The 22,401-nt window shown below is 60.9% G+C and carries 19 protein-coding genes; 5 read left to right on the top strand and 14 right to left on the bottom strand.

Going from position 1 to position 22,401, the window contains the following annotated elements:
- Positions 1–20 precede the first annotated feature (20 nt).
- Positions 21–1,427 (bottom strand): sulfatase family protein, encoded by a 1,407-nt coding sequence (locus HNQ65_RS10540; RefSeq protein WP_184339491.1) that lies wholly within the window; start codon positions 1,425–1,427, stop codon positions 21–23.
- A 102-nt stretch (positions 1,428–1,529) separates the two neighbouring features.
- Between HNQ65_RS10540 and HNQ65_RS10545 the strand changes: the two genes are divergently transcribed.
- Positions 1,530–1,988: a hypothetical protein gene (locus tag HNQ65_RS10545; RefSeq protein WP_184339492.1), complete on the top strand. Its 459-nt coding sequence runs from the start codon at positions 1,530–1,532 to the stop codon at positions 1,986–1,988.
- A gap of 4 nt (positions 1,989–1,992) precedes the next feature.
- Here the strand turns inward: HNQ65_RS10545 and HNQ65_RS10550 are convergent, their stop codons facing one another.
- The 3 genes from HNQ65_RS10550 to HNQ65_RS10560 all read right to left on the bottom strand — a co-directional run bounded on the left by HNQ65_RS10550 (position 1,993) and on the right by HNQ65_RS10560 (position 8,018).
- Entirely contained in the window at positions 1,993–3,135 is a 1,143-nt protein-coding gene (locus HNQ65_RS10550; protein WP_184339493.1) for a cytochrome P450, read from the bottom strand.
- 97 nt (positions 3,136–3,232) lie between these two features.
- A complete protein-coding gene (locus tag HNQ65_RS10555) occupies positions 3,233–4,630 on the bottom strand; it encodes a sulfatase family protein (RefSeq protein WP_184339494.1) in 1,398 nt (465 codons plus the stop codon).
- Positions 4,631–4,670: 40 nt separating this feature from the next.
- Positions 4,671–8,018 (bottom strand): family 16 glycoside hydrolase, encoded by a 3,348-nt coding sequence (locus HNQ65_RS10560; protein WP_184339495.1) that lies wholly within the window; start codon positions 8,016–8,018, stop codon positions 4,671–4,673.
- Positions 8,019–8,140: 122 nt separating this feature from the next.
- On the opposite strand from HNQ65_RS10560, the gene HNQ65_RS10565 reads away from it, so the two are divergent.
- Complete coding sequence (locus tag HNQ65_RS10565; protein ID WP_184339496.1) at positions 8,141–8,416, top strand: AbrB/MazE/SpoVT family DNA-binding domain-containing protein; 276 nt, start codon at positions 8,141–8,143, stop codon at positions 8,414–8,416.
- A gap of 8 nt (positions 8,417–8,424) precedes the next feature.
- Here HNQ65_RS10565 and HNQ65_RS10570 read toward each other — a convergent pair whose 3' ends face one another.
- The 6 genes from HNQ65_RS10570 to HNQ65_RS10595 all read right to left on the bottom strand — a co-directional run bounded on the left by HNQ65_RS10570 (position 8,425) and on the right by HNQ65_RS10595 (position 16,538).
- Complete coding sequence (locus tag HNQ65_RS10570; protein ID WP_184339497.1) at positions 8,425–9,288, bottom strand: ATP-grasp domain-containing protein; 864 nt, start codon at positions 9,286–9,288, stop codon at positions 8,425–8,427.
- Positions 9,289–9,490: 202 nt separating this feature from the next.
- On the bottom strand, positions 9,491–13,666 hold the full coding sequence (locus tag HNQ65_RS10575) for a PVC-type heme-binding CxxCH protein (RefSeq protein WP_184339498.1): 4,176 nt from the start codon (positions 13,664–13,666) through the stop codon (positions 9,491–9,493).
- A gap of 123 nt (positions 13,667–13,789) precedes the next feature.
- Positions 13,790–14,185 (bottom strand): type II toxin-antitoxin system death-on-curing family toxin, encoded by a 396-nt coding sequence (locus HNQ65_RS10580; RefSeq protein ID WP_184339499.1) that lies wholly within the window; start codon positions 14,183–14,185, stop codon positions 13,790–13,792.
- Positions 14,182–14,412: an AbrB/MazE/SpoVT family DNA-binding domain-containing protein gene (locus HNQ65_RS10585; protein WP_184339500.1), complete on the bottom strand. Its 231-nt coding sequence runs from the start codon at positions 14,410–14,412 to the stop codon at positions 14,182–14,184. Before HNQ65_RS10585 ends, HNQ65_RS10580 begins: the two co-directional genes overlap by 4 nt.
- A gap of 70 nt (positions 14,413–14,482) precedes the next feature.
- The gene (locus HNQ65_RS10590; RefSeq protein ID WP_184339501.1) at positions 14,483–16,009 is read right to left on the bottom strand and encodes a LamG-like jellyroll fold domain-containing protein; all 1,527 of its coding nucleotides are present in this window, start codon (positions 16,007–16,009) and stop codon (positions 14,483–14,485) included.
- Positions 16,002–16,538, bottom strand: coding sequence for an RNA polymerase sigma factor (locus HNQ65_RS10595; protein WP_184339502.1), 537 nt, complete (start codon positions 16,536–16,538; stop codon positions 16,002–16,004). Before HNQ65_RS10595 ends, HNQ65_RS10590 begins: the two co-directional genes overlap by 8 nt.
- Before the next feature lie 75 nt (positions 16,539–16,613).
- On the opposite strand from HNQ65_RS10595, the gene HNQ65_RS10600 reads away from it, so the two are divergent.
- Positions 16,614–17,027, top strand: a complete 414-nt coding sequence (locus HNQ65_RS10600; protein WP_184339503.1) for a hypothetical protein — start codon at positions 16,614–16,616, stop codon at positions 17,025–17,027.
- 245 nt (positions 17,028–17,272) lie between these two features.
- On the opposite strand, the gene HNQ65_RS10605 is transcribed toward HNQ65_RS10600, so the two are convergent.
- The 3 genes from HNQ65_RS10605 to HNQ65_RS10615 all read right to left on the bottom strand — a co-directional run bounded on the left by HNQ65_RS10605 (position 17,273) and on the right by HNQ65_RS10615 (position 19,210).
- A complete protein-coding gene (locus tag HNQ65_RS10605; protein WP_184339504.1) occupies positions 17,273–17,446 on the bottom strand; it encodes a hypothetical protein in 174 nt (57 codons plus the stop codon).
- A 73-nt stretch (positions 17,447–17,519) separates the two neighbouring features.
- On the bottom strand, positions 17,520–18,146 hold the full coding sequence (gene dhaL / locus HNQ65_RS10610; RefSeq protein WP_184339505.1) for a dihydroxyacetone kinase subunit DhaL: 627 nt from the start codon (positions 18,144–18,146) through the stop codon (positions 17,520–17,522).
- A 95-nt stretch (positions 18,147–18,241) separates the two neighbouring features.
- Entirely contained in the window at positions 18,242–19,210 is a 969-nt protein-coding gene (locus HNQ65_RS10615; RefSeq protein ID WP_184339506.1) for a 3-hydroxy-5-phosphonooxypentane-2,4-dione thiolase, read from the bottom strand.
- Between the two features lie 99 nt (positions 19,211–19,309).
- Between HNQ65_RS10615 and HNQ65_RS10620 the strand changes: the two genes are divergently transcribed.
- Positions 19,310–20,143, top strand: coding sequence for an AraC family transcriptional regulator (locus HNQ65_RS10620; RefSeq protein WP_184339507.1), 834 nt, complete (start codon positions 19,310–19,312; stop codon positions 20,141–20,143).
- Between the two features lie 397 nt (positions 20,144–20,540).
- Here HNQ65_RS10620 and HNQ65_RS10625 read toward each other — a convergent pair whose 3' ends face one another.
- Positions 20,541–21,335 carry an SDR family oxidoreductase gene (locus HNQ65_RS10625; RefSeq protein WP_184339508.1) on the bottom strand — a complete coding sequence of 265 codons (795 nt, stop codon included), beginning with the start codon at positions 21,333–21,335 and terminating at the stop codon, positions 20,541–20,543.
- A 125-nt stretch (positions 21,336–21,460) separates the two neighbouring features.
- On the opposite strand from HNQ65_RS10625, the gene HNQ65_RS10630 reads away from it, so the two are divergent.
- The gene (locus HNQ65_RS10630; RefSeq protein WP_184339509.1) at positions 21,461–22,240 is read left to right on the top strand and encodes a 3-keto-disaccharide hydrolase; all 780 of its coding nucleotides are present in this window, start codon (positions 21,461–21,463) and stop codon (positions 22,238–22,240) included.
- Positions 22,241–22,401: the final 161 nt, after the last annotated feature.

A 22,401-nucleotide genomic window follows, 5' to 3' on the forward strand; every position in this document is an offset into this window, starting at 1 on the left:
AGGAGAATGGAGATAAGGTTTCATTTGGCCTTCTTCTTTTTGCCGGCGCCGGGATCCACCATCGTCAGCGGTTCGCCAATCATCAGCGGCTTGCCAAAAACGGTCTGCTTGTCCCCCTGCTGCTGCATCCAGGCATCCATATCGACGCGCATCTGCTGCAGGCGCTCAGCCTGCGTGGGTTCGGCGGCGAGGTTGTGCAACTCGTTCGGATCACTCTTCAGATCGTACAGCTCCTCCGCAGGCCGCACCGAGTACCGCTTCACCTTGGCCGCAGCTTCTGGGCTGCTCTCTGCGGCGCTGAGCCAGCTCTGCCAGTAGTTGAACCCGCTGGTCACATTGCTGGAGCGGGAGATGTGGGTGTGATGCTGGAATTCGGGGTGCAGGTTGCGGATGTACTTCCAGTCGCGCGCACGCACACTGCGGATGGGATAGACGTTGAAATCACCATCGCCGCTGTGCGTGGTGAAAATGCGCTCACGATGCGTTGTGGCTTTGCCCAGCAGCACGGAGGCAAATGATTTCCCATCAATGCCCTCCGGCACCGTGCCGCCACCCAGCTCGATGAAGGTCGGCAGCAGATCCGGCCAGGCGATCATGGCATCATTCGTGGAAGCCGGTGCCAGATGTCCCGGCCAGGCTGCAATGAAGGGGATGCGGATGCCCGCATCATAAAGGTTCCATTTCCCAAACGGCCACTGCCCGCCGTGATCAGCGGTGTAGATGAAAAGCGTATTCCCCGGCACCTTTTCTTTCACCAGCGCCCGCAGCTCACCGAGCAGGTTGTCCGCACGCGTGATGTCCGAGCAGTAGCGCGCTCGTTGCTCCCGTGTCGCCGCAGTATCCACATGTTTAGGGGGAAGTTTGATCGTCGCCGTGTCATAGCCCGCGTTCTCGCCCCAGGGGACATGCGGATGACGCGTGCCAAAGAACAGGCACAGCGGCTTGGAGGCATCACGGGTGTTGAGAAACTTGGCCACTTCCACGGTGTCTGTGTCACCGTGCTGCTCACCTCCCAAAACATCGAAGCCATGGTCCTTGCCGTAGTTTCCATGCGCCACCTTGCCAAACGCCGCCACCTCATAGCCCAGCGCATGCAGCACGGGCGGAAGAGATTTCACATCCGGATTCTTCGCCTTGTGGTTCGGCTCCGCTCCATTCCGCGCCGGCCACAGCCCTGTGCACAGCGCCGTGCGGCTGGGGCCGCAGGAAGGCGAGGCCACAAACGCATGCGTAAACTTCATTCCCTCCGCCGCCAGCTTCGCCATGTTGGGCGTGCCGATGTCCGTGGCTCCATAAGGCTCGGAATCCAGCATGCCATGATCATCCGAAATAAAGACGACGATGTTTGGCGGCAAGACTTTCTCAGCTCCATAAAGCTGCAGGCTCAGAAAAGCAGCGGCAAGAAAGGTCAGAGTCAGGTTGGACATGCTTCGGTTAACGTACGGACTTGCAGGGACATCTCAGCAAATACTGTGTCGGATTGAGCATCCCGGCTTGTCATTCGTGAAAAGGCCTTTTAGCGTGCTGCCATGAGCTCGAAACCTACGAACGCCACCGCCAAACAGTCAGCCGAATACGCAATCTACAAGCCCAATAGTCGTAACACCGGTGGTGTGATCCGCTTCGAGTTCAACCGCGCCAAGGGCTCCGTCTTTGTGGATGCCGCCTCACAGAGCGGGGAGAAGCAGTTCGACTGGGAGCAGAAGATCACCATGAAATGGGGCCTCTCCGATCTCGGCGCCGTACTGGCCACCCTTCAGGGACGCCAGGAGCAGGCCAAGCTCTTCCACCAGTCCGAAAAAGCCAACAGCGCCTTTGAGCTCACCTTCCGCGATGATCCGCAGAAGGCCCCGTATTTCATGAGCATGTCGCGCCAGGAGGCCGCATCCAAGAGCGTGAAGAAAGTCACCTTACCAGTGACCCACGCCGAGGCCGCGATTCTGGAAACCGCCCTGCGCGCAGCGATCACGCGTTTGATCGGGTGGTGAGAAACTAGAGCGCCTCCAGCTTCACCGTCAGCGATTCATATCCCAGCTTGCGGTCAAACTTGGCCTCATGCTCCACACGCTCTGCCGCATTCACAATCGTGATGCGCTTCACGCGTTCGCAGCACAACCTCAGCAGCGTGCGCAGGATGAGGCGTGCGTGCGGTGCTCCGAGGCAGAGATGCGTACCAAAGCCAAAGCTCAGATGCGGGTTGGGTTTGCGGTCCAGGCGCACCTCCTCCGGCTGCGGGAAGGCGTCGGCGTCAAAGTTGGCAGAGGCCCAGGCCAGAGAAATGCGCTCGCCAGCTTTCACCGTGACACCGTTCACATCCGTATCCGCCGGGCACACGCGGCCGATGTGCGTCAGCGGCATGAACACGCGGAAAAACTCCTCGCTCGCCAGCGTGATGCGCTTCGGGTCTTCGCGGAGAAACTCCAGCGCCTCATGATGCTCCGCCAGATAACCGAGCGCGCAGGAGATCGTGTGAATGATCGTGTCTCGACCGCCGGCAAAGGCCAGATTCGCAAAGCCCATCATCTCCTCCCGCGTGAGCTTGCGCCCGCGATACTCCGCCAATGTCAGCGCACTGAAGAAGTCCTCGCCAGGATTAGCCTCAGCACGGTCAAATTGCGCGTGCAGATAGTCCTCCAGCACATTGCCTTTTTTGAACTCACCGCCAGTAACCTTGAATACATGAATGCCCCAGCCGATCCACGTTTCGCCTTCAGACGCGGGCACATTGAGCAGGTGAGTCAGTGCACGTGACTGGATGGGCAGCGCGAATTCGTTGACGATCTCGATCGAGTCGCGGCTCAGCGCCTGCGTCAGCATGCCGTCCATCAGCGCCTCCACTTGCGCGATCATCGCCGGGTCTTTGGATCGTTGAAAAAAGGGCTCCACGATGGCGCGGTAGTCGGTGTGCTCAGGCGGATTCGTCTCGATGGGCAGCTGGCGCATGGTGCGCACCTCCTCCTCGGAGGGAATCGGCACGCGGAAGGGCGCGTCCGAGCTGAAGGTCTGCCAGTCCTTGGCCGCCTTGCGCACATCCTCGTGGCGCAGGATCATGGTAATGTCTTCGCCATGAAAGGGGCACTTCATCACGCCGGAGGTGCTGCGTGCTTCGCGGAAGGGATCGGAAAAGGCGGGCATAGGAGGAGTTCAATGAAACGCTGAATGCAGGATGCTTTCAGTGCAACCTTTGCTCTTTGTAAGATGATGCCTGCGGCCTGTGCAAAGGCCGTTCCGCTCACTTCTTTTTCGCCTTGCCAGCCTTGGCCGCCGGTTTGGCCGGAGCAGTGGGATCTTCGTTGATCGCCCCATGCCACTGCGGCGCGATGTTTTTGGCGTTCCACTCGGCCCAAGCCTTGGAGAGCTTTGCCACGATCTCCGGCTTTGCCGCCGAGAGATCATGCTCCTCGCCGATGTCTGTGCTCAGGTCGTAAAGCTTCCAGCCGGACTGCGTCTTGGCCTCCATGTCTCGTACATCCACCAGCTTCCAGTTTCCTTCGCGGATGGCCTTCTGCGGCCCGAAGCGCCAGGCCAGCATGTCATGCGGCGGCGTGGAGACCTCGCCTTTGAGATGAGGCAGCAGATTCACGCCTTCCACACCCGCAGGCTGTTTCGCAGCGGTGATGGCGCAGGCCGTGGGCAGGATGTCCAAGGTGCTCACTGGGTGGTCGTAGGTCTTGCCAGCTGGCAGCTTGCCCGGCCAGCTCACAAAGAACGGCACCCGGATGCCACCCTCCAGCGTCTGGCCTTTATCTCCACGCAGCGGGGTATTGACACCCGTGTTGTAGGCAAAGAAGGGTTTCCTGCCGGAGCCACCGTTGTCACTGAAAAAGAACACCAGTGTGTTCGGATGCTTCGCCTTCAGCTCTGCGGTGATGCGGCCAATGTCATCATCGAGCGCCAGTAGCAGCGAAAGATAACCACGACGGTTCTCATCGGTCACATCCGCAGGAATCCGATCCTTCACTCGGTCTGCGATCTCCAGCGGCGTATGCACGGCATTATAGGCCAGGTAGAGGAACCAAGGCTTGGCCGCATTCCGGCCCATGAATCCCAGCGCCTCATCGGTGAAAAGGTCCGTGGCGTATCCATCCAAATGCTGCAGCTCACGACCGCGATAGATCATGTCATGCGAATGCGCGGAGCCAAACTCAGGCTCGGCATCCTTGTGCAGCAGGTAGTTGTGCCCGCCCACGAGGAAGCCAAAGAACTCATCAAAGCCACGCGACTGCGGGTGATGTGCCGCATCAAAGCCCTGGTGCCATTTCCCGATGAGCGCCGTGGCGTAGCCCTCGTCATGCAGCACATTGGCGATCGTACGCTGATCCAGCGGCAGCCCCAGCTTCGCCTCATCCCCCACATGCGGGTTGAACTCATGCCCAAACCGCGTCTGCGCCTTCCCCGTCAGGAACCCTGCACGCGACGGGCTGCAATAGGGTGCAGTGACGTACCCATTCGTGCACCGCACCCCGCTGGCCGCCAGCGCATCAATGTTCGGCGTCGGTACCACCTTCCCCCCATGCACGCCGATGTCCGCATACCCGAGATCATCTGCGACGATGACAAGGATGTTGGGTTTCTCAGCAGCATACAGCGAAGGACAGAGGGCAAGCAGGAGCAGGGCGAGGCGTTTCATGATTCGCAGCAGGTGGGTGTGGATGGGTCAGAATACGAACTCACTTCACAAACATCGCATTCCCCTTGTCACCACCGCTCAGCACATAGGCCACGAGGTCGAGGATCTCGTCCTTCTTGAGCATGGACAGCAGCATGGGCGGCATGGGGGAGACGGTGCTGAGCTCGATGCTCTTCACTTCCTTGCGGTCCACGTTCACGCGCTGGTTCGGGTCGGTGAGGTCGGTGTTGAGGGTCACGCCGTCGCCGCTCAGGTTCACCACCACGCCGCTCATCACGCTGCCGTCGTTCTTGGTGACAATGATCGGAGCAAACTGCTCGTTGATGACCTTGCTGGGGTTGATGATGTTGTCGAGCAAGTCGTGCGGGCTGTAGCGGCCGCCAGCGCCGGTGAGGTCCGGGCCGGTCATGCCGCCGGCATTGCCAAAGCGGTGGCAGGTGTAGCAGGCGGCGGCAGTGAACATTTTGCGGCCGTTTTCAAAGCTGCGGCCCTTCATGCCTGTCTTGGCGGCGGCGCTGAGTTCGTCCAGCGTCCACATCGTGGGTGTGCGGCCCACGAACATGGCACCGACGTTTTCGATGGCGGATTTGCGTTCGGGCTTCTTAGCGATCAGCTCCGCCAGCTCCGCGTTTTCTTCCGGCGTGAAGGTGGTCAGGCTGTCATTGCGGATGAACTCGATGAATTTGTCAAAGCTGGCGCCGCCTTTGTAGTTCGCCGCTTTCAGGAACCACTCAAGCTGCTGTGTGCGCAACTCCTTGGTCCAGCCGGTCTTCAGAAAGCGCAGGCTGCGTGCATATTCCATCTGCGGCTCCTGGCTCTCTGCTGCGGCAATGAGGGCCATGCCCTTCGCCGCAGCCTTCGGGTCCTGCAGGTAGCCCAGTGTTTCCGTGAGCAGCCAGTTGAGCTCAAAGTTGTCCGCCGGATACGCAGGGTCGAGCTTGGCGATGATCGCCGCCACCGTGGCATCGTCCGGATTGCCAAAGCGGTGCAGCACGATCTCGGTCAGGCGCACATAGGCCATGCGCTGCTCGTTATTCAGCTTTTTAAAGTCGCGCTTGAGCAGCGCGGCGAGGATTTCATCCCTCTTCGCCGTGTTCACCACGTAGCCTTCGGTGCGGTGAGTGGGGCACACGCCCGTCACGCGCGCCAGCGCCAGCAGCGCTTCAAGCTGCGCGGTGGCATTCTTTTCATTCAGCGCCTTGGTCTCCCATTCAGAGACAGGGTTGTGCTCCAGCACCGTGCGGGCGGCGGCGCGGATGTAGCGGTCCTTATGGCTCAGATGTGGCCAGGCGAATGCAACGGCTTTTGTATCCGCCTTGCCATGGAACGCCTCCAACTGCTGACGCAGTTTGGCACCTGCCGTGATCTGCGGTTCGTGTATCGCGGGTGCGGTCGATTCCTGGCCTGTGTATGTTACACGATACAGACCGCTCTGCACACGACGGCCGCCAATCGTGAAATACATCGCTCCGTCTGGGCCGATGATCGCATCGCTCACCGGAAGCGGACCTCCAGTCACAAACTCTTCCTTCGTGGCGGTGTAGCTCGCGCCGTCTGGCTTGAGATGCACGGCGTAGATTTTGCCCCAGCTCCAGTCCAGCGCGTAAAAGGCATCTTGGTATTTGGCAGGGAATTTGGCACCGTAACCAAAGGTGCAGCCGGTGGGCGATCCCGGACCGATGTTCAGCGTGGCGGGCAGGTTGTCATAGTAGAACTCGGGATACTTGCCCGCGCCGTTGCGCCAGCCGTACTCTCCGCCGCTGACGACGTGGTTGATACGCGTGGGGCGGTACCAGGAGGTGTTGAAGTCATACTCCATGTCTGCGTCGTACACGAAGAGCTCGCCCTCGCGGTTCACACCGCCGTCGTAGATGTTGCGGAAGCCGGAGGCAAAGATCTCGAACTGTTTGCCATCCGGTGAGAAACGGTAAACGATGCCGCCAGGAGCCATCACATGGCGGTTGTGGCCGCGGCCGTCCGGCATGCGCGGCAGCAGGTGGTCATCGCCCCAGAGCTTGGCCACAGGAGAGGTGTCCAGCGTGCCAGCCTTCGGCCCTTCCTTGAGCACGGCATTGTTTCCGCTGATGAGGTAGAGCCCCTTGCCGTCCGGCGTTTTCAAAATGGCATGCACGCCGTGGTCGCTGCCGGCGTCAAATTCGCGCAGCATCTCCACCTTGTCTGGCATGTCATCGTTGTTGCTGTCAGTGATGCGGTACACGCCGCTGGGGATCTTCTTTTCGTAATCGTTCACGCCGATGTAAAGAGCGCCAAAGGCGAAGAGCATGCCGTTCACTCCGCGAATTTCCGCAGCCACTTTCTGCACATCGGCAGCCTTCAGCGGCTGACCTGCGGCAGGCGGGTTGAAGCGGTACAGGCAGCCATACTGGTCGCTGGCATAGATGCGGCCTTTGTCGTCCGCGCAAAGATTCACCCAGGAGCCCTGCTCACCGCCGGGCACGGAGTAGAGCAGCTCCACTTTGAAATCTGGCAGCGTCTTGATGTTGCTGACCGGTGTGGCCACATTCGCGCCGATAGCCGGACCGACCGCATCCGGGCGCTTCGGCTTCCCCTTGGCGGCAGCATTCTTGCCCTTGGCATCACCCTTGGCCGGAGCAGGAGCTGGCGCAGGTGCCTTGCCTTTGCCCTTGGCAGGTGCCTTGGCTTCGATGATCTGCGCATCGCTGGGGATCGCGGACTTCTCAAACGAGATCACGCCTCCATCCGGCAGCTCCTTGAGCATTACGTCTTTGATCTGCACCCTCATGGCAGGGCCGCGATGAATCTGGAACGCGATCAGCCCTTCGAGTGCGCGCTTCGATTCCTCAAAGTCGAGCAGGTCGATCGTCACCTTGCCATCGATCTTGTGAATCAGGTGGTTTCCCTGCGCGATGACGGTGTACTCATGCCATTCGGCGATGTCCACCTTCACCGGCTCGTGCTCGGAGGCCAGCCAGCGTTTGCCCTCGGGATCGATCACCACCCCCTGCCCGTTTTGCACGATGATGCCTCGCCCGCGCTCTTCATACACCATCGCGTTGTTGGGATGGGCTGGATGAATGTCGCATTGATAGCCACCGATGGACCACTTGCCATTCTCCGGCAGCTCCTTGCTGCGGTACTGAATGCCCGTGTTGTTGCCGCTTTCCTTGATCTTCGCATGCAGCTCAAAGTTCTTCACCTTGCCGCCGCGCCAGATCAGAAACTGGTTGTACGTGAGCTGCTCCGGCCCGGTGGTCTTGCCCGTGATGCAGCCGTCCTCCACGCTCCACAGCTCCGGATTGCCATCCCAGCCGGTGAGGTCCTTGCCGTTGAACAAAGGCTTGAAGCCCTCCTGGGCGGAGGCAGAACCCAGGGCGGCGAGCAGGAGAGGTAGAAGAAGACGTTTCATGGTTGAGCGCGTGGATAAACGCACCCGTCTGTCAAAACCTACCGGCAAAGGATGTGTCGGATTCGGCAAAAGAGCATGAGGATCTTCTTTGAAATGGACAGTCTCATGGCAAAATGGTTCCCATGACCGCCGTCGTCACCCTCGACAAAAATGGCCGCTTCGTGATCCCCAAGGCCATGCGCGATCATTTGCACTTGAGTGCGGGTGACAAACTGCGCCTCGATGTCGTCGGCGGACGCATGGAGCTTAGCCAGGAGACACTGGAAGCCAAAATTGTCCGGAAGGAGAATGGATTGCGCGTGGTTGTGGGCTGGGAGGGCTTTGATGCAGCCAAGGCCGTGCGTAAAATGCGTGCGGACCAGGTGGCGAGACTGGAATCGCCTTTCCGCAGAAAATGACGGCATGTTCAGGCGTTCAAGCCTGCCTGCCATTTCTCTTCAAGTTCCACAATCCTCTGCCACATCGCCAGGCGAGGCACTCCCGCATAACCGGACTCCTGAGCGTCATTGATTTCGATGACGATCCAGCGGCCGTCGATGCACTGGGCCATGTCAACGACCACGAATGGCAAAGCTGCCCGCTGAGCGGCCTCTCCGGCCATTTTCATGGCATCTGCTTTTTCAGTTTCGGTCCACTGGTATTTGGCGAACTCCGCAAAATAAGGCCCGACTCCGACCAGATGGCCATGCCACCAGAATGAGCGAAACTCGAAGGATGCGGGAATGCGATGCCCCATGTCTGCCTGGATGGGGCGAAGACGTTCGAAGCGACGTATGACCACCTGCTGCCAGTGCAGCATGCGGTCTATGGCAAATGCTTCAACAGCAGCACGGTATTCGTCCGCATTGTGAATGATGGAGAGCTTGAACTGATGGCGGCTGGTCTGGCGGCTGCCTTTGATGAACAGCGGCCATCCGGCCAGCTCACCGGCAGTTTCTGCATCCGGGGCTTTGTCGAACCACCAGCTTTCCGGAGTCAGTCCCTCCAGCAGCGGATACCACTGGGGCAACTCACTGCAGAGCTGATGCTGTGCAGGCGAGTGGATGAGTTTGACGCCGTGCTCCAACAGTTCGTTGTAGAGGGCATCATAATCAACGACAGCGCCAAAGCGACCCACAGCGGTTACTTCATCGAGGCCGAAACGCGTGTGCGAGCAGGCCATGAGCTGGCCGAAGGCGAAGTCGTAGTTGGGGGATTGAATTTTAGCTTCTGCGATCCAGACGCTGCGCTCGATCTGGAAGACATCGATGTCGTCTGGAGTGTGCTGCATAAGGGTGAATGATCGGATGGCTGTGTGCAGCGAATCAATGCGTGCAGCGGGTCAGGCGCAACGTTGCTTTTGCGGGCCGGGCGCGGGGTGAGGATTGAGGACGCCACATACCCCGCGAAAGCGGTAGCTACGATGCAGGCTTGCGCCTTGCATCTTCGCGACCGCACTCCAAAACGCTGACGCGCTGCTAGTATATCTGCCCCTACTTCATCGGATGCAGCTTCAGCAGCTCATCCGTCGTGAACAGCATCATGCGGCCGGCGCTGGCGTCGCGGACGGCTTTGACTTCGGCGGCGGTCACAGGGTCTGCCTTGTTGCCGAAGTGATTGCGCACAAAGGTGAGCACGCTGGCGATTTCCTCGTCCTTGAGCATGCCGCCGAAGGGCGTCATGGGCACCTGGCCGTTGTATTCCTTGCCACCGACCTTGATGGGGCCCATCAGGCCGTACATGACGATCTTGATGAGGCGGTCGCGATCCGTGGTGACCCAGGGGCTGTTGACGATGCTGGGGAAGGCGGGATCGAGACCGGCACCATTCGGCTGATGGCAGGTGACGCAGTGGCCTTCGCGGTTGTAGATCTCCTGGCCCAGCTTGAACTGCTTCTTGGCCGCGTCGCTCAGGTAGGCGGGGGCGGGCACCACGGGGTGCTCGGGCTTCACGGTTTCCGCCACGCCAGCGAGGCGGTCGGCAGCAGTTTTGATGGCGGCCTTGTTCCAGTCATCCTGCGGCAGCTTGGCTGCGATGGCGACGATGTTCTTGGCGGCAGGAATGTTCGGCAGCCACGAGGCGGCCACGACGGCTTCGAGGCGCACGCGGCCATGCTCATCGGCGGCGGCTTTCTCCAGCAGCGCGACGTGATCGGCGATGCGGTGGGTATTGTAGCGCAGCACGCGCACGGCGGCGGCACGGGCATGGAAGTCGGAGGAGGCCAGCATCTCACGCAGCAGCCCCTCATCGGCCTCATTGAGACCCCAGGTGACCCACAGAGCTTCGAGCTTGGCGTGCGTTTCCTTCTGGTCAGCGGCCCAGGTTTTGATGGCAGGCAGCACTTCCTTGGCATCGCGGGCGCGCAGCTCGCGGCGGGCGCGGTAGCGGGTGCGCAGCTCGGGTTCCTTGAGGTCTTCTAAGAGCGTCTTAAGCGGCGCTCCAGCCACAGGCACGGGCTTCACCAGCGGGCGGCCGGGGTAGGTGATGCGATAGATGCGGCCGTGCACATGGTCGCGCAGCGGATCACGCGCATTGTGCTGCATGTGGCCGATGAGCACATTGTGCCAGTCGATGACGTAGAGCGAGCCATCCGGCGCGAATTCCAGATCCACCGGGCGGAAGTTGCCATCCTTGCTGGTCAGCAGGTCGTGGCGGTGAGCGGTCTTCCAGCCGGTGCCGTTGTCTTCGATTTTGACCTGCTTGATGCCGAGGAAGCCGATGGCATTGCAGTAAATCAGATCGCCCTGCACTTCATCGGGGAAGTGGCGGGAGGAGACAATTTCCAGGCCGCTGGTAGGGCGCACCTTGTGGCCATCTGGTACCAGGTCGGGGGCGGAGGGCGTCTTGCTGCCAAAGGTGGGCTTCACCTCTACTGGCAGGGCCCAGTTCATGGTGGTGCCGGAGGTGTGCAGCAGGAAGTCCTGGCCCCACTGGTCAAACACAAAGCCCCAGGGATTGGGGATGCTCATCTGGATGGTGCGCTCCAGCATGCCACGCTGCGGGCTGTAGCGGAAGAAGCCGCCGTCCACGCAGCGCACCGGCCCGTAGGGCGTCTCGACATTGGAGTGCAGGAAGACACCTTCGCACAGGATGAAGGCACCGCTGGGGTCTGCCGTGAAGGCGCTGATGGCGTGGTGCGTGTCATGCGTGTCAAAGCCGCCGAGCACGATCTCCATGCTGTCAGCCTTGTCGTCGCCGTTGGTATCACGCAGCAGCACGAGGTTCGGCTCCTGTGTCACATACACGCCTTCGGGGGTGAACTCAAAACCGATGGGCAGGTGCAGCTTGTCGGCAAAGACGGTTTCCTTGTCCGCCTTGCCGTCGCCGTTGGTGTCTTCGTAGATGAGGATCTTGTCGTCCGGCATCGCATCTCCGGGGCGGTAGTGCGGGTAGGTGGGCATGGTGGCCACCCAGAGACGGCCCTTGTTATCAAAGGACATCTGCATCGGGTTCGCCAGATTGGGGAACTCCTTCTCGCTGGCAAACAGCTCCACCTTGTAGCCTTCGGGCACCGTGAGGGACTTCAGGGCTTCCTCGCCGTAGAGATACTTCTCGCTGCCGTTCTTCACGCTCGGCACGTAGTTGGTCGGCACCGGAGGCAGCACGTGGGTCTTGCTGTCGTCCACCTTGAGGCTGGTGGTCTTGCTGGTGGCTACGGCGTGAATCAGGCCATCGCGCAGCACGGTCATCTCGCGGCTCTTCTGTACTTCATCCGGGTAGTTCTGCGGGCCATACGGATTGTAGCGGCGGCCATGCGCATGCACGCCATTGAGGATGTTGTAGTCTGTGTTCCAGAACCAGTCTTTCTCCTTCACCGCCTCACGCACCAGCTTGGGGTCGGCTTTGGACTCATGGCTGGCGTGGCCATAGAGGCCGGTGGCCAGCAGCTTGCCGATCTCTTCATAGCCCTTTTCCGTCGGGATGAATCCGCCGGTGGTGAAGAACTCGCCGCCCTTCGCCTCGATCTCCTTCGTCGGCGTGAAGAGGTCGACATAGGTCAGGCCGTGTTTCTTGGCCACTTTTTCGATCGCTCCTGCATACAGCAGCAGGTTGGCGTTTTCCACATCGCCCTTCGGCAGGTCACGCTTGGCGCTCTGGTTTTCGTAGGCGATGGGGCTCACGAGCACCACGCGCGGGGCGGCCTTGCCGTTGTAGGCCTTGCTCAAGGTGTGGACGACCCAGGCGTCCAGCTCGGCTTCGAAATTGCCCACCTTGCTGGGGCCGTCGAAGGACTCGTTGTAGCCAAAGAAAGCCACAATCGTGTCCGCCTTGAGATGAGTGAGCCACTGGTCCGGCGTGGAGAAAAAGCCCTGGCCGTTGTGGATGGTCTTGTCCGGATGGAATTTTTCAGCGCCGGGGAAGGCCCACTGCGAAGCGCGGGAAGGATGCGGGCGGAAGCCGGGGGTGTCACCCACATGGCCCATGTTGCGGAAGAAGAGCTCGCGGTCCGGGTAGCGCAGCTGCAGCTCGGTCTCGATCTGGCTGTACCAGGTGTCGCGTTCGGCGAGTCCGTTGCCAATGAGCACGATGTGCTCGCCTTTTTCCGGCGGAGCCACGGCCTGCGCCCGGGCGGTGGTGGCGGCGGCAGGTTCAGCGGTGGGCTGGTGCGGGGCCTTTACTTCCTCAGTCTTCTTGGCGGTGGCCTGCTTGGATTTCTCATCCGGCGTGCCCATGCTGGGGCTGCTGCCCGTGGCGAAGTCGCCGGGCTTCAGATTGCGCTGCTTGAAGTAAGCGGAGTCCTTGATGAAGCCGTAGGCGCTGGGCTTGAAGGGGTCGATGAAGGCCACGTCCGCCTTGGCAGGCACCGGCAGCTTCAGCAGGGAGTGCACCGCATTCACAATGAGGCGGCGCAGATTTTCGTCCGTGTAGTCCATCGAGGCACCCATGGTGGTGCAGAAGGAGCGGCCCTTGGCCTTGCCATCTGGGGAGGTGTAGTCATGCAGCCAGGCAATGGGCTGCATCGGCTCGTTCTTCGCGCCTGCGACCGCCTTGGACTTTGGGTCCAGAGACTCAGTCACCGCGCCGCGCAGCAGGATGGTGTCGCTCTCCGGCTTCACATCGGGTGCGCCGTACACATCCGTGGTGCAGAAGATCTCGCCCACACCGCTCAGGATTTCATTCTTGCCGTTGGCCTCCACCACCACGCTGCGGGTGCCTTCCTTTTTATGCTGTCCATGGTGGCTCACCCACTTCTCCCCGAGGATCTTCAGGCCAAACTCGCTCCACTTGAAGTCGCCCGTTTTCGCATTGCCGGTAAAGGCATGCGTGGCCGTGCGGAAGCCGATCACCGGCTTGCCCGCGTTCAGGAATTTCGCAAAATGCGCCAGGCTCTCGTCCGGAAGCTGGCGGAAGCGTGTGCCGATGATGAGCAGGTCCGCATCGTCGATCACCTCGGTGCCGCGGATGTTCTTCTGGTTGTTCGGATCAATGAAGCCGCCCTTTTCATCCGTGGAGAAAAGCACGATGCAGTTGAAGCCGTGCGTCTTGGCCAGGATCTTGGCCAGCATGGGCATGCTCTCCTCCGTGCGGTACTCCTCGTCACCGGCCACCAGGACGATCTTTTTGCCTTTGCCGGCGCCGACCGGATTGGCCGCGACTTCGAGATATTCCTGCGCGTGCGCGGACAGGGCCGAGCCGAGGAGTGCGAGGGTGAATAGGAGCTGCTTCATGGATTGGGGAAAAAACGAGCGGGAAAGCTAGTACCGCACAGGGCGGCGAAACCGGACAAGAAAAAATCGCAAGAGTTCGTACAAACCCACCACGGGGAGGCCCATGGTTAACTGTTTCGACTGTTATGAGATCAAGATACGCAGCTTCTGCGTCACTTCATCACGACTCAGCACGCCCGCAGCCACTCCAAGCGTGAGGCTTTCCCACGCATCCACATCCAGCTCCTCATTTTTCAGCAGACCATTCTCGCACAGAAACACAAGGCATGTGGCCAGCGCGACACGCTTGTTACCATCCACAAAAGGGTGATTGCTGCAAAGGTAGAAAAAGTAGGCCGCTGCGATTTCGATGGGATCAGACATCATGGTCTCACCCATCATCGTGGCCTGCGGAGCTGCGATCGCGGATTCCAGCAGCTCACGAGAACGCAGCCCTGGGCTGCCGCCATGCGCGGCGAGCACCTCGGCATGGATCGCCAGCACGGCATCAATAGTTGGGTGCAGGACTGGGCCGCTCATGAAAGTCGCCGGAACAGCTCGCTATTCTTTCCAATCAGGCGTTTGGCTGTTTCAGCGGCATTCGCTGCCTCGATCACTGGAGGCATTAAAGGCACGATGGTGATGGTGCCACCAGCATGCACTTCGACATTCACCTCATCTCCGACTTTCAGTCGTGCAAGCTGGAGCAGGGCGGAATCAAAAATGATCCCCTGGGAGTTGCCGATTTTGCTGATGGTTTTAACCATGCGTAAAACTATGTATTACATGGCGGGTTGTCAAACGTCACAATGCGCTCCTGGAAGCACTCCGTGTTCTTCACCTCGCCAGAACCGCGATCTCCTCATCGCTCAGCGCGCGATCCCAGAGGGCAAACTCGTCCATCGCCCCGCTTAGGAGGCGGATGGCCACGCCGCCGGAGCTGCGGCGGTCATTCCAGTTGCCGAGCTCGGCGATGCCGATCTTCAGTGGGGCGGTGTCCTTGAGCGCGGCGCGGGTCAGCAGCTCGCCATTGGCATAGTGGCGCACCTCCTTTGAGGCGGGGTCATACACCACGGCGAGGTGAGTCCAGCGGCCAAAGCGCTCCGGGGTAAAAAGCACAGGGGTATCATGATCCACATGCGCCGCGCCACCGCCGCCGGCAATGCCGAGGCGCACTCTCCCATCTCTCATGATCTGCCAGTGCGTCTTGCGGTCGCCCCAGCCTTCGGACATGAAAAGGGAATTGAAGGTGCGGTCCAGACCGTTCACGCGCACCCACACGGCCATGGTCAGCGCCTTGGTCTCGCCGGGAATGTTCAGCCGCACGCGGTCGCTCACATTGCGAAATTCCAGGGCGCGCTTGCCCGGCCAGCGGCCTGTCGTCCACGATGCACCGACAATGCTGCCATCGGCAATTTGAGCGCCGTTCACCGCATGGTTGCGCAGGGAGCGTGCCCCTTCGTCATCTTGGAAATCAAAGCGCAGGCGCAGCCCGGCATCGGCATTCAGCTTGGCGCTGGAGGCCAGCCATTTCTCAAACTGAAAGCGCTGGGACATCGCACTGCGCGCATCGATCTCATTCAGCGAGGCAAAGCTGGACGCATTCGCCGGAAGCACCGCCGTGTTCCCCGCGATGGCCATGGCCTGCCCCTCTTTCAGCGACTTCATCGTCACCGCAGGCTGGTGCAGCTCCACCTCGCCCTTGAACACATGCACCTCCGCATTCTGCGCGCCCACATCCAGGCCAAACTCGGTGCCGAGATCCACGATGGTGCCCTTGGGCGTGTTGATACGAAAGCCCTTGGCCTGTGGCGGCACCTGCGCGCTGAGCTTGCCACGCGTGCAGGTGGCCTCTCCGGAAGACACGAGCTGCAGCTCCGCAGGTCCTTCAATGAGCACACGCGCCCCTTGATAAAACTCGATCTGCGCGATGCCCGACTTCAGCCTCAGCCAGCCCGGCGACAGCGGCGTTCCGGGTGTGACGGCGGCAGATTCCCACTCCAGATTCACCCCACGTGTCAGCACCGCCACGGAGGCCGTGGTTTCCTCTTCAGCCTCGGGTTGTGGACTCAGGGTTTCATTGATCAACCACGCACCCATCAGCGCGATGCAGGCCGCCATGGCCGCCACACTGGTCACCGTGGCAAAGGTGAAGCGCCGCTTGGGCAGTAGCGCAGGGCGGGTTCCCATGCTCTCCACCACCAGTGGTTTGGTGGCACGCAGCATGGCGTCCATCTCAAAGTGCTGCAGCAGCCGCTCGCCTAGATCTGGGTACGTTTGCAGCAGCGCGTGCAGTTCCTCGGCCTCGCCGGTCGTCAGCGTGCCTTCGAGATAGCGTTGGATGAGGGTGTCCGTGTCAGGCATGCGCGTGTCCTCCCTGGCTGGCGGTGGTGCGCTCGATGCACTCGCGCAGTTTTTCCCGCACGCGGGAAAGAGCGCGGCAGACCGTGTCCGCCTTCATGTTGATCTGATCGGCGATCTGCGGAGTGCCGATGTCGTTGTAATAGTACAGCTCCACCAGCTCGCGGCTTTTTTCCGGCAGCTTTTGCAGGCAGCTGCGCAGCACGCTGATCTCCTCCTCGTAGCGTGGCGGTGCCTCGCGCTCCTCCGCCAGCAGGCGGATGTGATCGGCCAGCTTTTGCACCACCTCGGGCTGCTGTTTGGTGCGCTCGCGCCACTGCCGCAGCGCGATGTGCCGTGTCATCGTGGCCAGCAGCGGCCGGGCATCCGTGCTCAGATCCCACTGTGACTCCTTCGCCATGAACTCCAGAAACACCTGCTGCGCGATGTCCTCCATCAGCCCCGGCCACGGTGCATACTTCAGCGCCACCCCTCTCACAAAATCGTGATGGGCCAGGAAAACCTGCGCAGCCTGAGTCTCGTGCGTGTTCATGCGTCTGGCATTATCTCACACCGGCAGGGGAAACCGGACAGGATTTTTTGTGGAGGGCCGGGTTAAGGGAGAGCCATGTTGACCGCTGGGTTGGTTTCCGCTTTCTTAAAAGATAATATGCGGATGGCTCGATACATCGCTTCAGGAATTGTTTGTGCGTTGGGCATCGGCGTTCTCACGTTTCTTTTTACTGGAGCAGGTCATGGTTGGACATCAGGCGTCTATTCTGCATTTCCCAGTTTTGTTGGTGCACCGTTAGCAGCAGTGGCCTGGGCCAGTTCGCAAAAAGCCGTGACTCTGGCATGTTCCTCGATTGCGATATTAATTGGATTAGGCACCGATCTCTTTCTCTTCTTCAGCACCCTGGAAGAGGGCTCAAATTATCTTGGTCGAGTATGGGAAGCCATGCCGTTCTTGCTGGCTGTTTGGGTCTTGCTGTTTGCTGGCTGGCAGATGGTTGCTATTTCAGCCGCCTTCAAAAGGAGCTAGATTCACAACGTTCAGTTCAACACGATGTCCAACCGCACCTTTGTTTGCCTCGAATGCAGGACTTTGAAGGCTGGCGGGACCTTAGAACCTATTTGGCTGAATTAAAAGTCGGTGTTATCCCGCTGAGAAAGCCAAGACCTGCACTGAAGCCCAAAGGCATTCGCTCTCTGTTCCAACTGCCTGCCCGAAAACGAAAGTAGCCAGAGGCTTGGAACATTTAGAGAGCGTTGGCACCTCGGAGAAACTTACGATTTCTCAAGCCGGTTGCGGTCTTGCATGTGAAGCTCTCGTGCCGAAGGTCCAGCGGGAGCAAGAGAGACCGCCTCGTCCGCCGAGCGGAACCAATCTTCCAGCCAATGCCCATCCGCAGGCTGTTCTGCCGTCGGAAATGATGCATGAATTTCGATCACGGCAGTCATGGGCCAAAGATTCTTCACCGACACACCCATGTCAACCTTGCCTGGCAGTAGGCTGCTGCCAGGTGCATAGCCACTACACCTTCACAAAATCCCGCATCGTATTCAGCATCACCATCACGGAGCACGCACCGGCATCCGGGAATCCCAGGCACGCTTCACCCAGCGTCTTGGCGCGGCCAAACTGGGCGATCATGTTTTTGCTGGCTTCCTTGCCACCTTCAGCAGCAGCGGCCACGGCGGCGAGTGAGTCTGTCAGTGAGAGGCCGGCGGACTCGCGCGCTTTCTCAGCAGCGGGAGCGAGGGCGTCGATCATCGTCTTGTCGCCGGGCTTGGCACCGCCGCGCTTCATCACACCTTCGAGGGCGGCGGAGAGCAGGAGGGAGAGGCCTTCAGCGTCGAAGGTCGGGCGGCCGGCGAGGGCCTTGCCACCCGCGCGATAAACGGTACCAAAGATGGCTCCCGAGGCTCCGCCCATGCTCGTCATCATCGCGGTTCCGGTGGCCACAAAGACCTGCTCCACACTGGCAGGGTCCATGGGCTCCAGCTGGGCCTTCACCGCCTCCATGCCGCGCTTCATGCCGAGGCCGTGGTCGCCATCGCCGAGATCGCGGTCGGCCTGGGAGAGCATGGGTTCGGCGGCGATGATGGCGTCGGCCACCTGCAGCATCATGAGGCGCACTTGGTTGGGTTTGAGTTCCATGGTTTTGACGAGAAGGGAAGGGAGTGGGTGGGGTGGATGGAAGAAGGGGGATCAAGATGATCCCCCTCCTGTGAATGCGTTCAGACTGCTGGCGCTTACTTCTTCTTCAGCTCCTTCTTCTTGAGGTCGTTGTAGAGTTCGAAGGCCTTGTTGGCATTCAGACCGCCGTGCACCACGCCGTGCACTGCCTGCATCATGGAAACAGGGGCGTCGCTCTGGAAGATGTTGCGGCCCATGTCCACGCCGCTGGCGCCCTGTTTGATGGCGTTGGCGCACATCTTGAGAGCATCGAGCTCGGGCAGCTTCTTGCCACCGGCGATCACGATCGGCACCGGACAGCAGCTCGTCACCGTGTCGAATTCCTTCTCGGTGTAGTAGCACTTCACGATGTTGGCGCCGAGTTCCGCCATGATGCGGGTGGCCAGGCGGAAATACTGCGGCGTGCGGGCCATCGCACGACCCACGGCGGTCACGCCCATGACGGCGATGCCATAGCGGCTGGCGGCATCGACGAGGTCGGTGAGGTTCTTGAGGCTCTGGCGCTCGTAGGCGCTGCCGATGAAGACCTGCACGGCCAGCACGGCGGCATTGAGGCGGATGGCTTCTTCGATGTTGAGCGCGGTGCTCTCATTGGAGAGGGGCTCAAAGCCGGGGCGGCCAAACTTGATCTTCTTGCCGTCGAGCTCGCCTTCCCACTCTTCCATGGGGCTGATCATCGAGGTGCCGCCGGAGGCACGCAGGGCGATGGCCTTGGTGGTGGAGGCGGGGATCACAGAGCGCTGGATGCCGCGGGTGAGCATGAGGCAGTCGGCCCAGGGGGCGAGGGGGAGAATGGTCTGGTCCACGCGCTCCAGACCGGTGGTGGGGCCCTGGAAGTAGCCGTGGTCAAAGGCGAGCATCACAGTGCGGCCGTCCTTGGGGTTGAAGACCTTGGAAAGGCGGTTCTTGAGACCCCAGTCATACTGGTGGCAGCCCTTGAGGAAGAAGCCGGGGGCCTCCTGGGGGACGTCGGTGAAGAATTCCTTTTCCTTCTTGTCTGCTGCGCTGGTTTGGATGTCGGCCATGGTGTGTGTGTCTGTGGGTTGAGAGCGTGAACCCTTAGTCACTCCCCGCTTGCCGTCCATGCACGGGCTCGCCAGATTTGTGTCGGATTTTGCAATCGCATGCAGACGAAGAAAAGCATCCTCAGTCTCGTGCCCGCCGGTTCTGCGCATCGCGTGCAGGGCCAGCGGACGGTGGCGCTGCCCGGCGTCACAGTGGACATCCTGACCACGCGCAAGATCGAACTGCAGCAGTGGGAGCTGCGGCGGCTGAATGATCCCTACTGGCGGCTCTACTGGCCGGTGAGCGCGGGCGGCGTGGTGGAAATCGGCGGCGAGCAGACCCCGCTGGAGCCCGGCTTCATGTATCTGATTCCGCCACACACCACTTTCAGCACCACCACCACGCGGCCTTTCAGCAAGTGGTACGCGCACTTCAATCTGGGCCCGCTGGCAGACCGCGCCGCGCCGGGCATCCACCGCTTTCCCACCACCGCGCCGCTGCGCAGCCTGATCCCCAGCCTGATGGAGATGAGCCGGCAGGAGGAGGCGGTGAAGTTCCCATGGCCCACCATCCAGCTCGTCATCGCCGCCGTGCAGTGCCTGCCGGACACCGTGTGGGAAAAGCAGCACCTCGATGCCCGCGTGCAGCGTGCCATGGAGTTCATGCACCAGCACCTGGGTCTGAAGCTCACGGCCGAGCAGGTGGCCCGGCATGCCGGGCTGAGCCTGCGAAATCTGAACCACCTCTTTCAGCAGGAGCTGCAGCAGCCACCCATGCGCGTGCTGCTGGACTACCGGCTGGACGAGGCCTGCCGCCGCCTCAGGCATACCAAGGAGAGCATCGAGACCATCGCCGAGCAGTGCGGCCTCACAAATCGCTACTACTTCAGCCGCATGCTGCGCCAGTACCGCAATACCTCGCCGGCGATGCACCGGGACGAGAGCTGGGGCTGAGACGCGAAACCGCAGCAGTCAGTGGAATCACAAGCCGCAGCTGCCCATGACACCGAACGATTGAGAGTGGCATCATAGAGTGACGCAGCACTTGATTAAGGCAGGTCATCGTCGCCAGGTTTTAGCACCAAAGGTGCGGCCTAGCGTAGCCCAGGGCTAGCGAGCCTCGGCGAGCGCCGCCCTGGGTATCTGCACCAGCAGATGGACAGCAAACCCAGCGCCATCTTCACACGCCGCGTCCCCCAGCAGCGTCCTCCCGCCACGCCGCAGCAGGCCGCCTGTGTCTCCGTCACACACCACGCTCCGGCTCCAGCTTGCACAGGTACACCATTCGCATCAGTCCATCCCGCAAGCCTCAACAAAGACTGTGGAGGGAAGACAGACTTTCCCCTCCAGCTCATTTCTTCGGCCCGATCTCCAGCCCCGCCAGCCACGGTGCTGTGATCTGCGGCGGCATGCCACCAAACGGCTGGTACGCAGGGAGCTGGATCACGCTCATGCTGTGCGCCTGGGAGGCGATGAAAAAGAGCGCATCGGCGCAGTCCTCCGTCTGGATCATCGCGCTGCGATGCTCGGCGGTGGGCTTCACCGGGCGCTTTTCCACCAGCGGCGTCAGCGCCTCGCCAGGGGCGTATTCAGAGAGCACGATGCCATGCGCATTGAGCTGCATGCGCGCGGCAAAGAGCATGCCGTGCACCGCCCACTTGCTGGCGGTGTAGGGCACGCCGGCGTAGGAGTCATAGCCATGACCGGCGGTGGAGGAGACCACGACGATCTTGCCGCCGCCGCTCTCGGCCATCGGCTTGGACACCGCCTGGATCATGTTCACCACGCCCATCACGTTCACGTCCATCACGCTGCGCCAGCTCGCCTCGCTCGCCAGTTTGGCGGGGTCGGCATGCGCCATGAAGCGGTCCGGTGTGTTGATGCCCGCAGTGTGGATCAGCGCGGCGATGGGCCCGTGCTGCAGCACCTGCGCCACGGCGGTGGCCACGCTGGCGGAATCCGCCACGTCACACACGATGGAGATGATGTTGGGCGAGAGCGCAGCCGTGGCCTGCAGAGATTCCAGCGTTCTGCCAAAAATAAACGTCTTCGCACCAGCATCTGCAAACCGCTTCGCCGCGCTCTGTCCCATGCCGCCGCCACCTCCGGTGACGATGACGATCTTGTCTGTCCATTGTGTGTCCATCCGCCGACCCTAGCGGCACTTCGCGGGGCGTCGAATGAAGCGTGCGTTTTTGTGCAAAATTTTCAGCCGCGGGTGTTGCAAGGTTCTGATTGGAAACCACGCCGCCACCCGCCAAGATGCGCGTCATGATCCGCCGCCTCTCCGCCCTCCTGCTCGCCTTGCTCTGCCTGACCGCTGCTGCCGATGAGCCGAAATGGATCCCGCTCTTCAATGGCAAAGACCTCACCGGCTGGACCATCAAGATCGCCAAGCGCCCGCTGGGGGAAAATTATGCGAACACCTTCCGCGTCGAAGACGGCATCCTGAAAGTCAGTTACGACGGCTACGACAAGTTTGACCAGCAGTACGGCCACCTCTTCACCAATCTGGCCTACTCCCACTACATCCTGCGCATGGAGTACCGCTTCACCGGCACCATGATGGCAGACGCCCCAAAGTATGTGAACCTCAACAGCGGCGTCATGCTCCATGCGCAGCCGCCGCAGAGCATGCGCTTTGACCAGGGCTTCCCCTCCAGCCTGGAGATGCAGTTTCTAGCCGACGAAGGCAAAGGCCCGCGCTCCACTGGCAATCTTTGCACGCCCGGCACGCATGTGGAGATGGGCGGCGAGCTGATCACCAAACACATCGTCAAATCCAGCGCGCCGACCTTCCCCGCCGAGGAATGGGTGCGTGCGGAGGTCGAGGTGCGCGGCAATGACGAAATCATCCACCGCATCAATGGCGTGGAGGTCCTGCGCTACCAGCGCCCCCAGCTCGATGCCGCCTGCAAGATCGCCCCCGCCAGCGACATCGTCGAAGCGGGCGGCGATGTCATGCTAGGCTACGGCCACATCGCCCTTCAGGCCGAGGGCCAGCCCGTCTGGTTCCGCAAGATCGAGCTCATGTCGCTGGAGAAGAAGTAAGCTTGCGACCCGGAAGTACGATGGGCACTCCTGCCCGTCGGTCAGCGTTACCGCTGGCATGTGGGTTCACACTCGACATGCAGCGGGCACAGGCTCGATGCTTCTTTGGCAACCTGATCACAGTGCGGTTGGCGAAAGCGCTCATCGACGGACAGGAGTGT

Source organism: Prosthecobacter vanneervenii, assembly GCF_014203095.1.
Classification (GTDB): domain Bacteria; phylum Verrucomicrobiota; class Verrucomicrobiia; order Verrucomicrobiales; family Verrucomicrobiaceae; genus Prosthecobacter; species Prosthecobacter vanneervenii.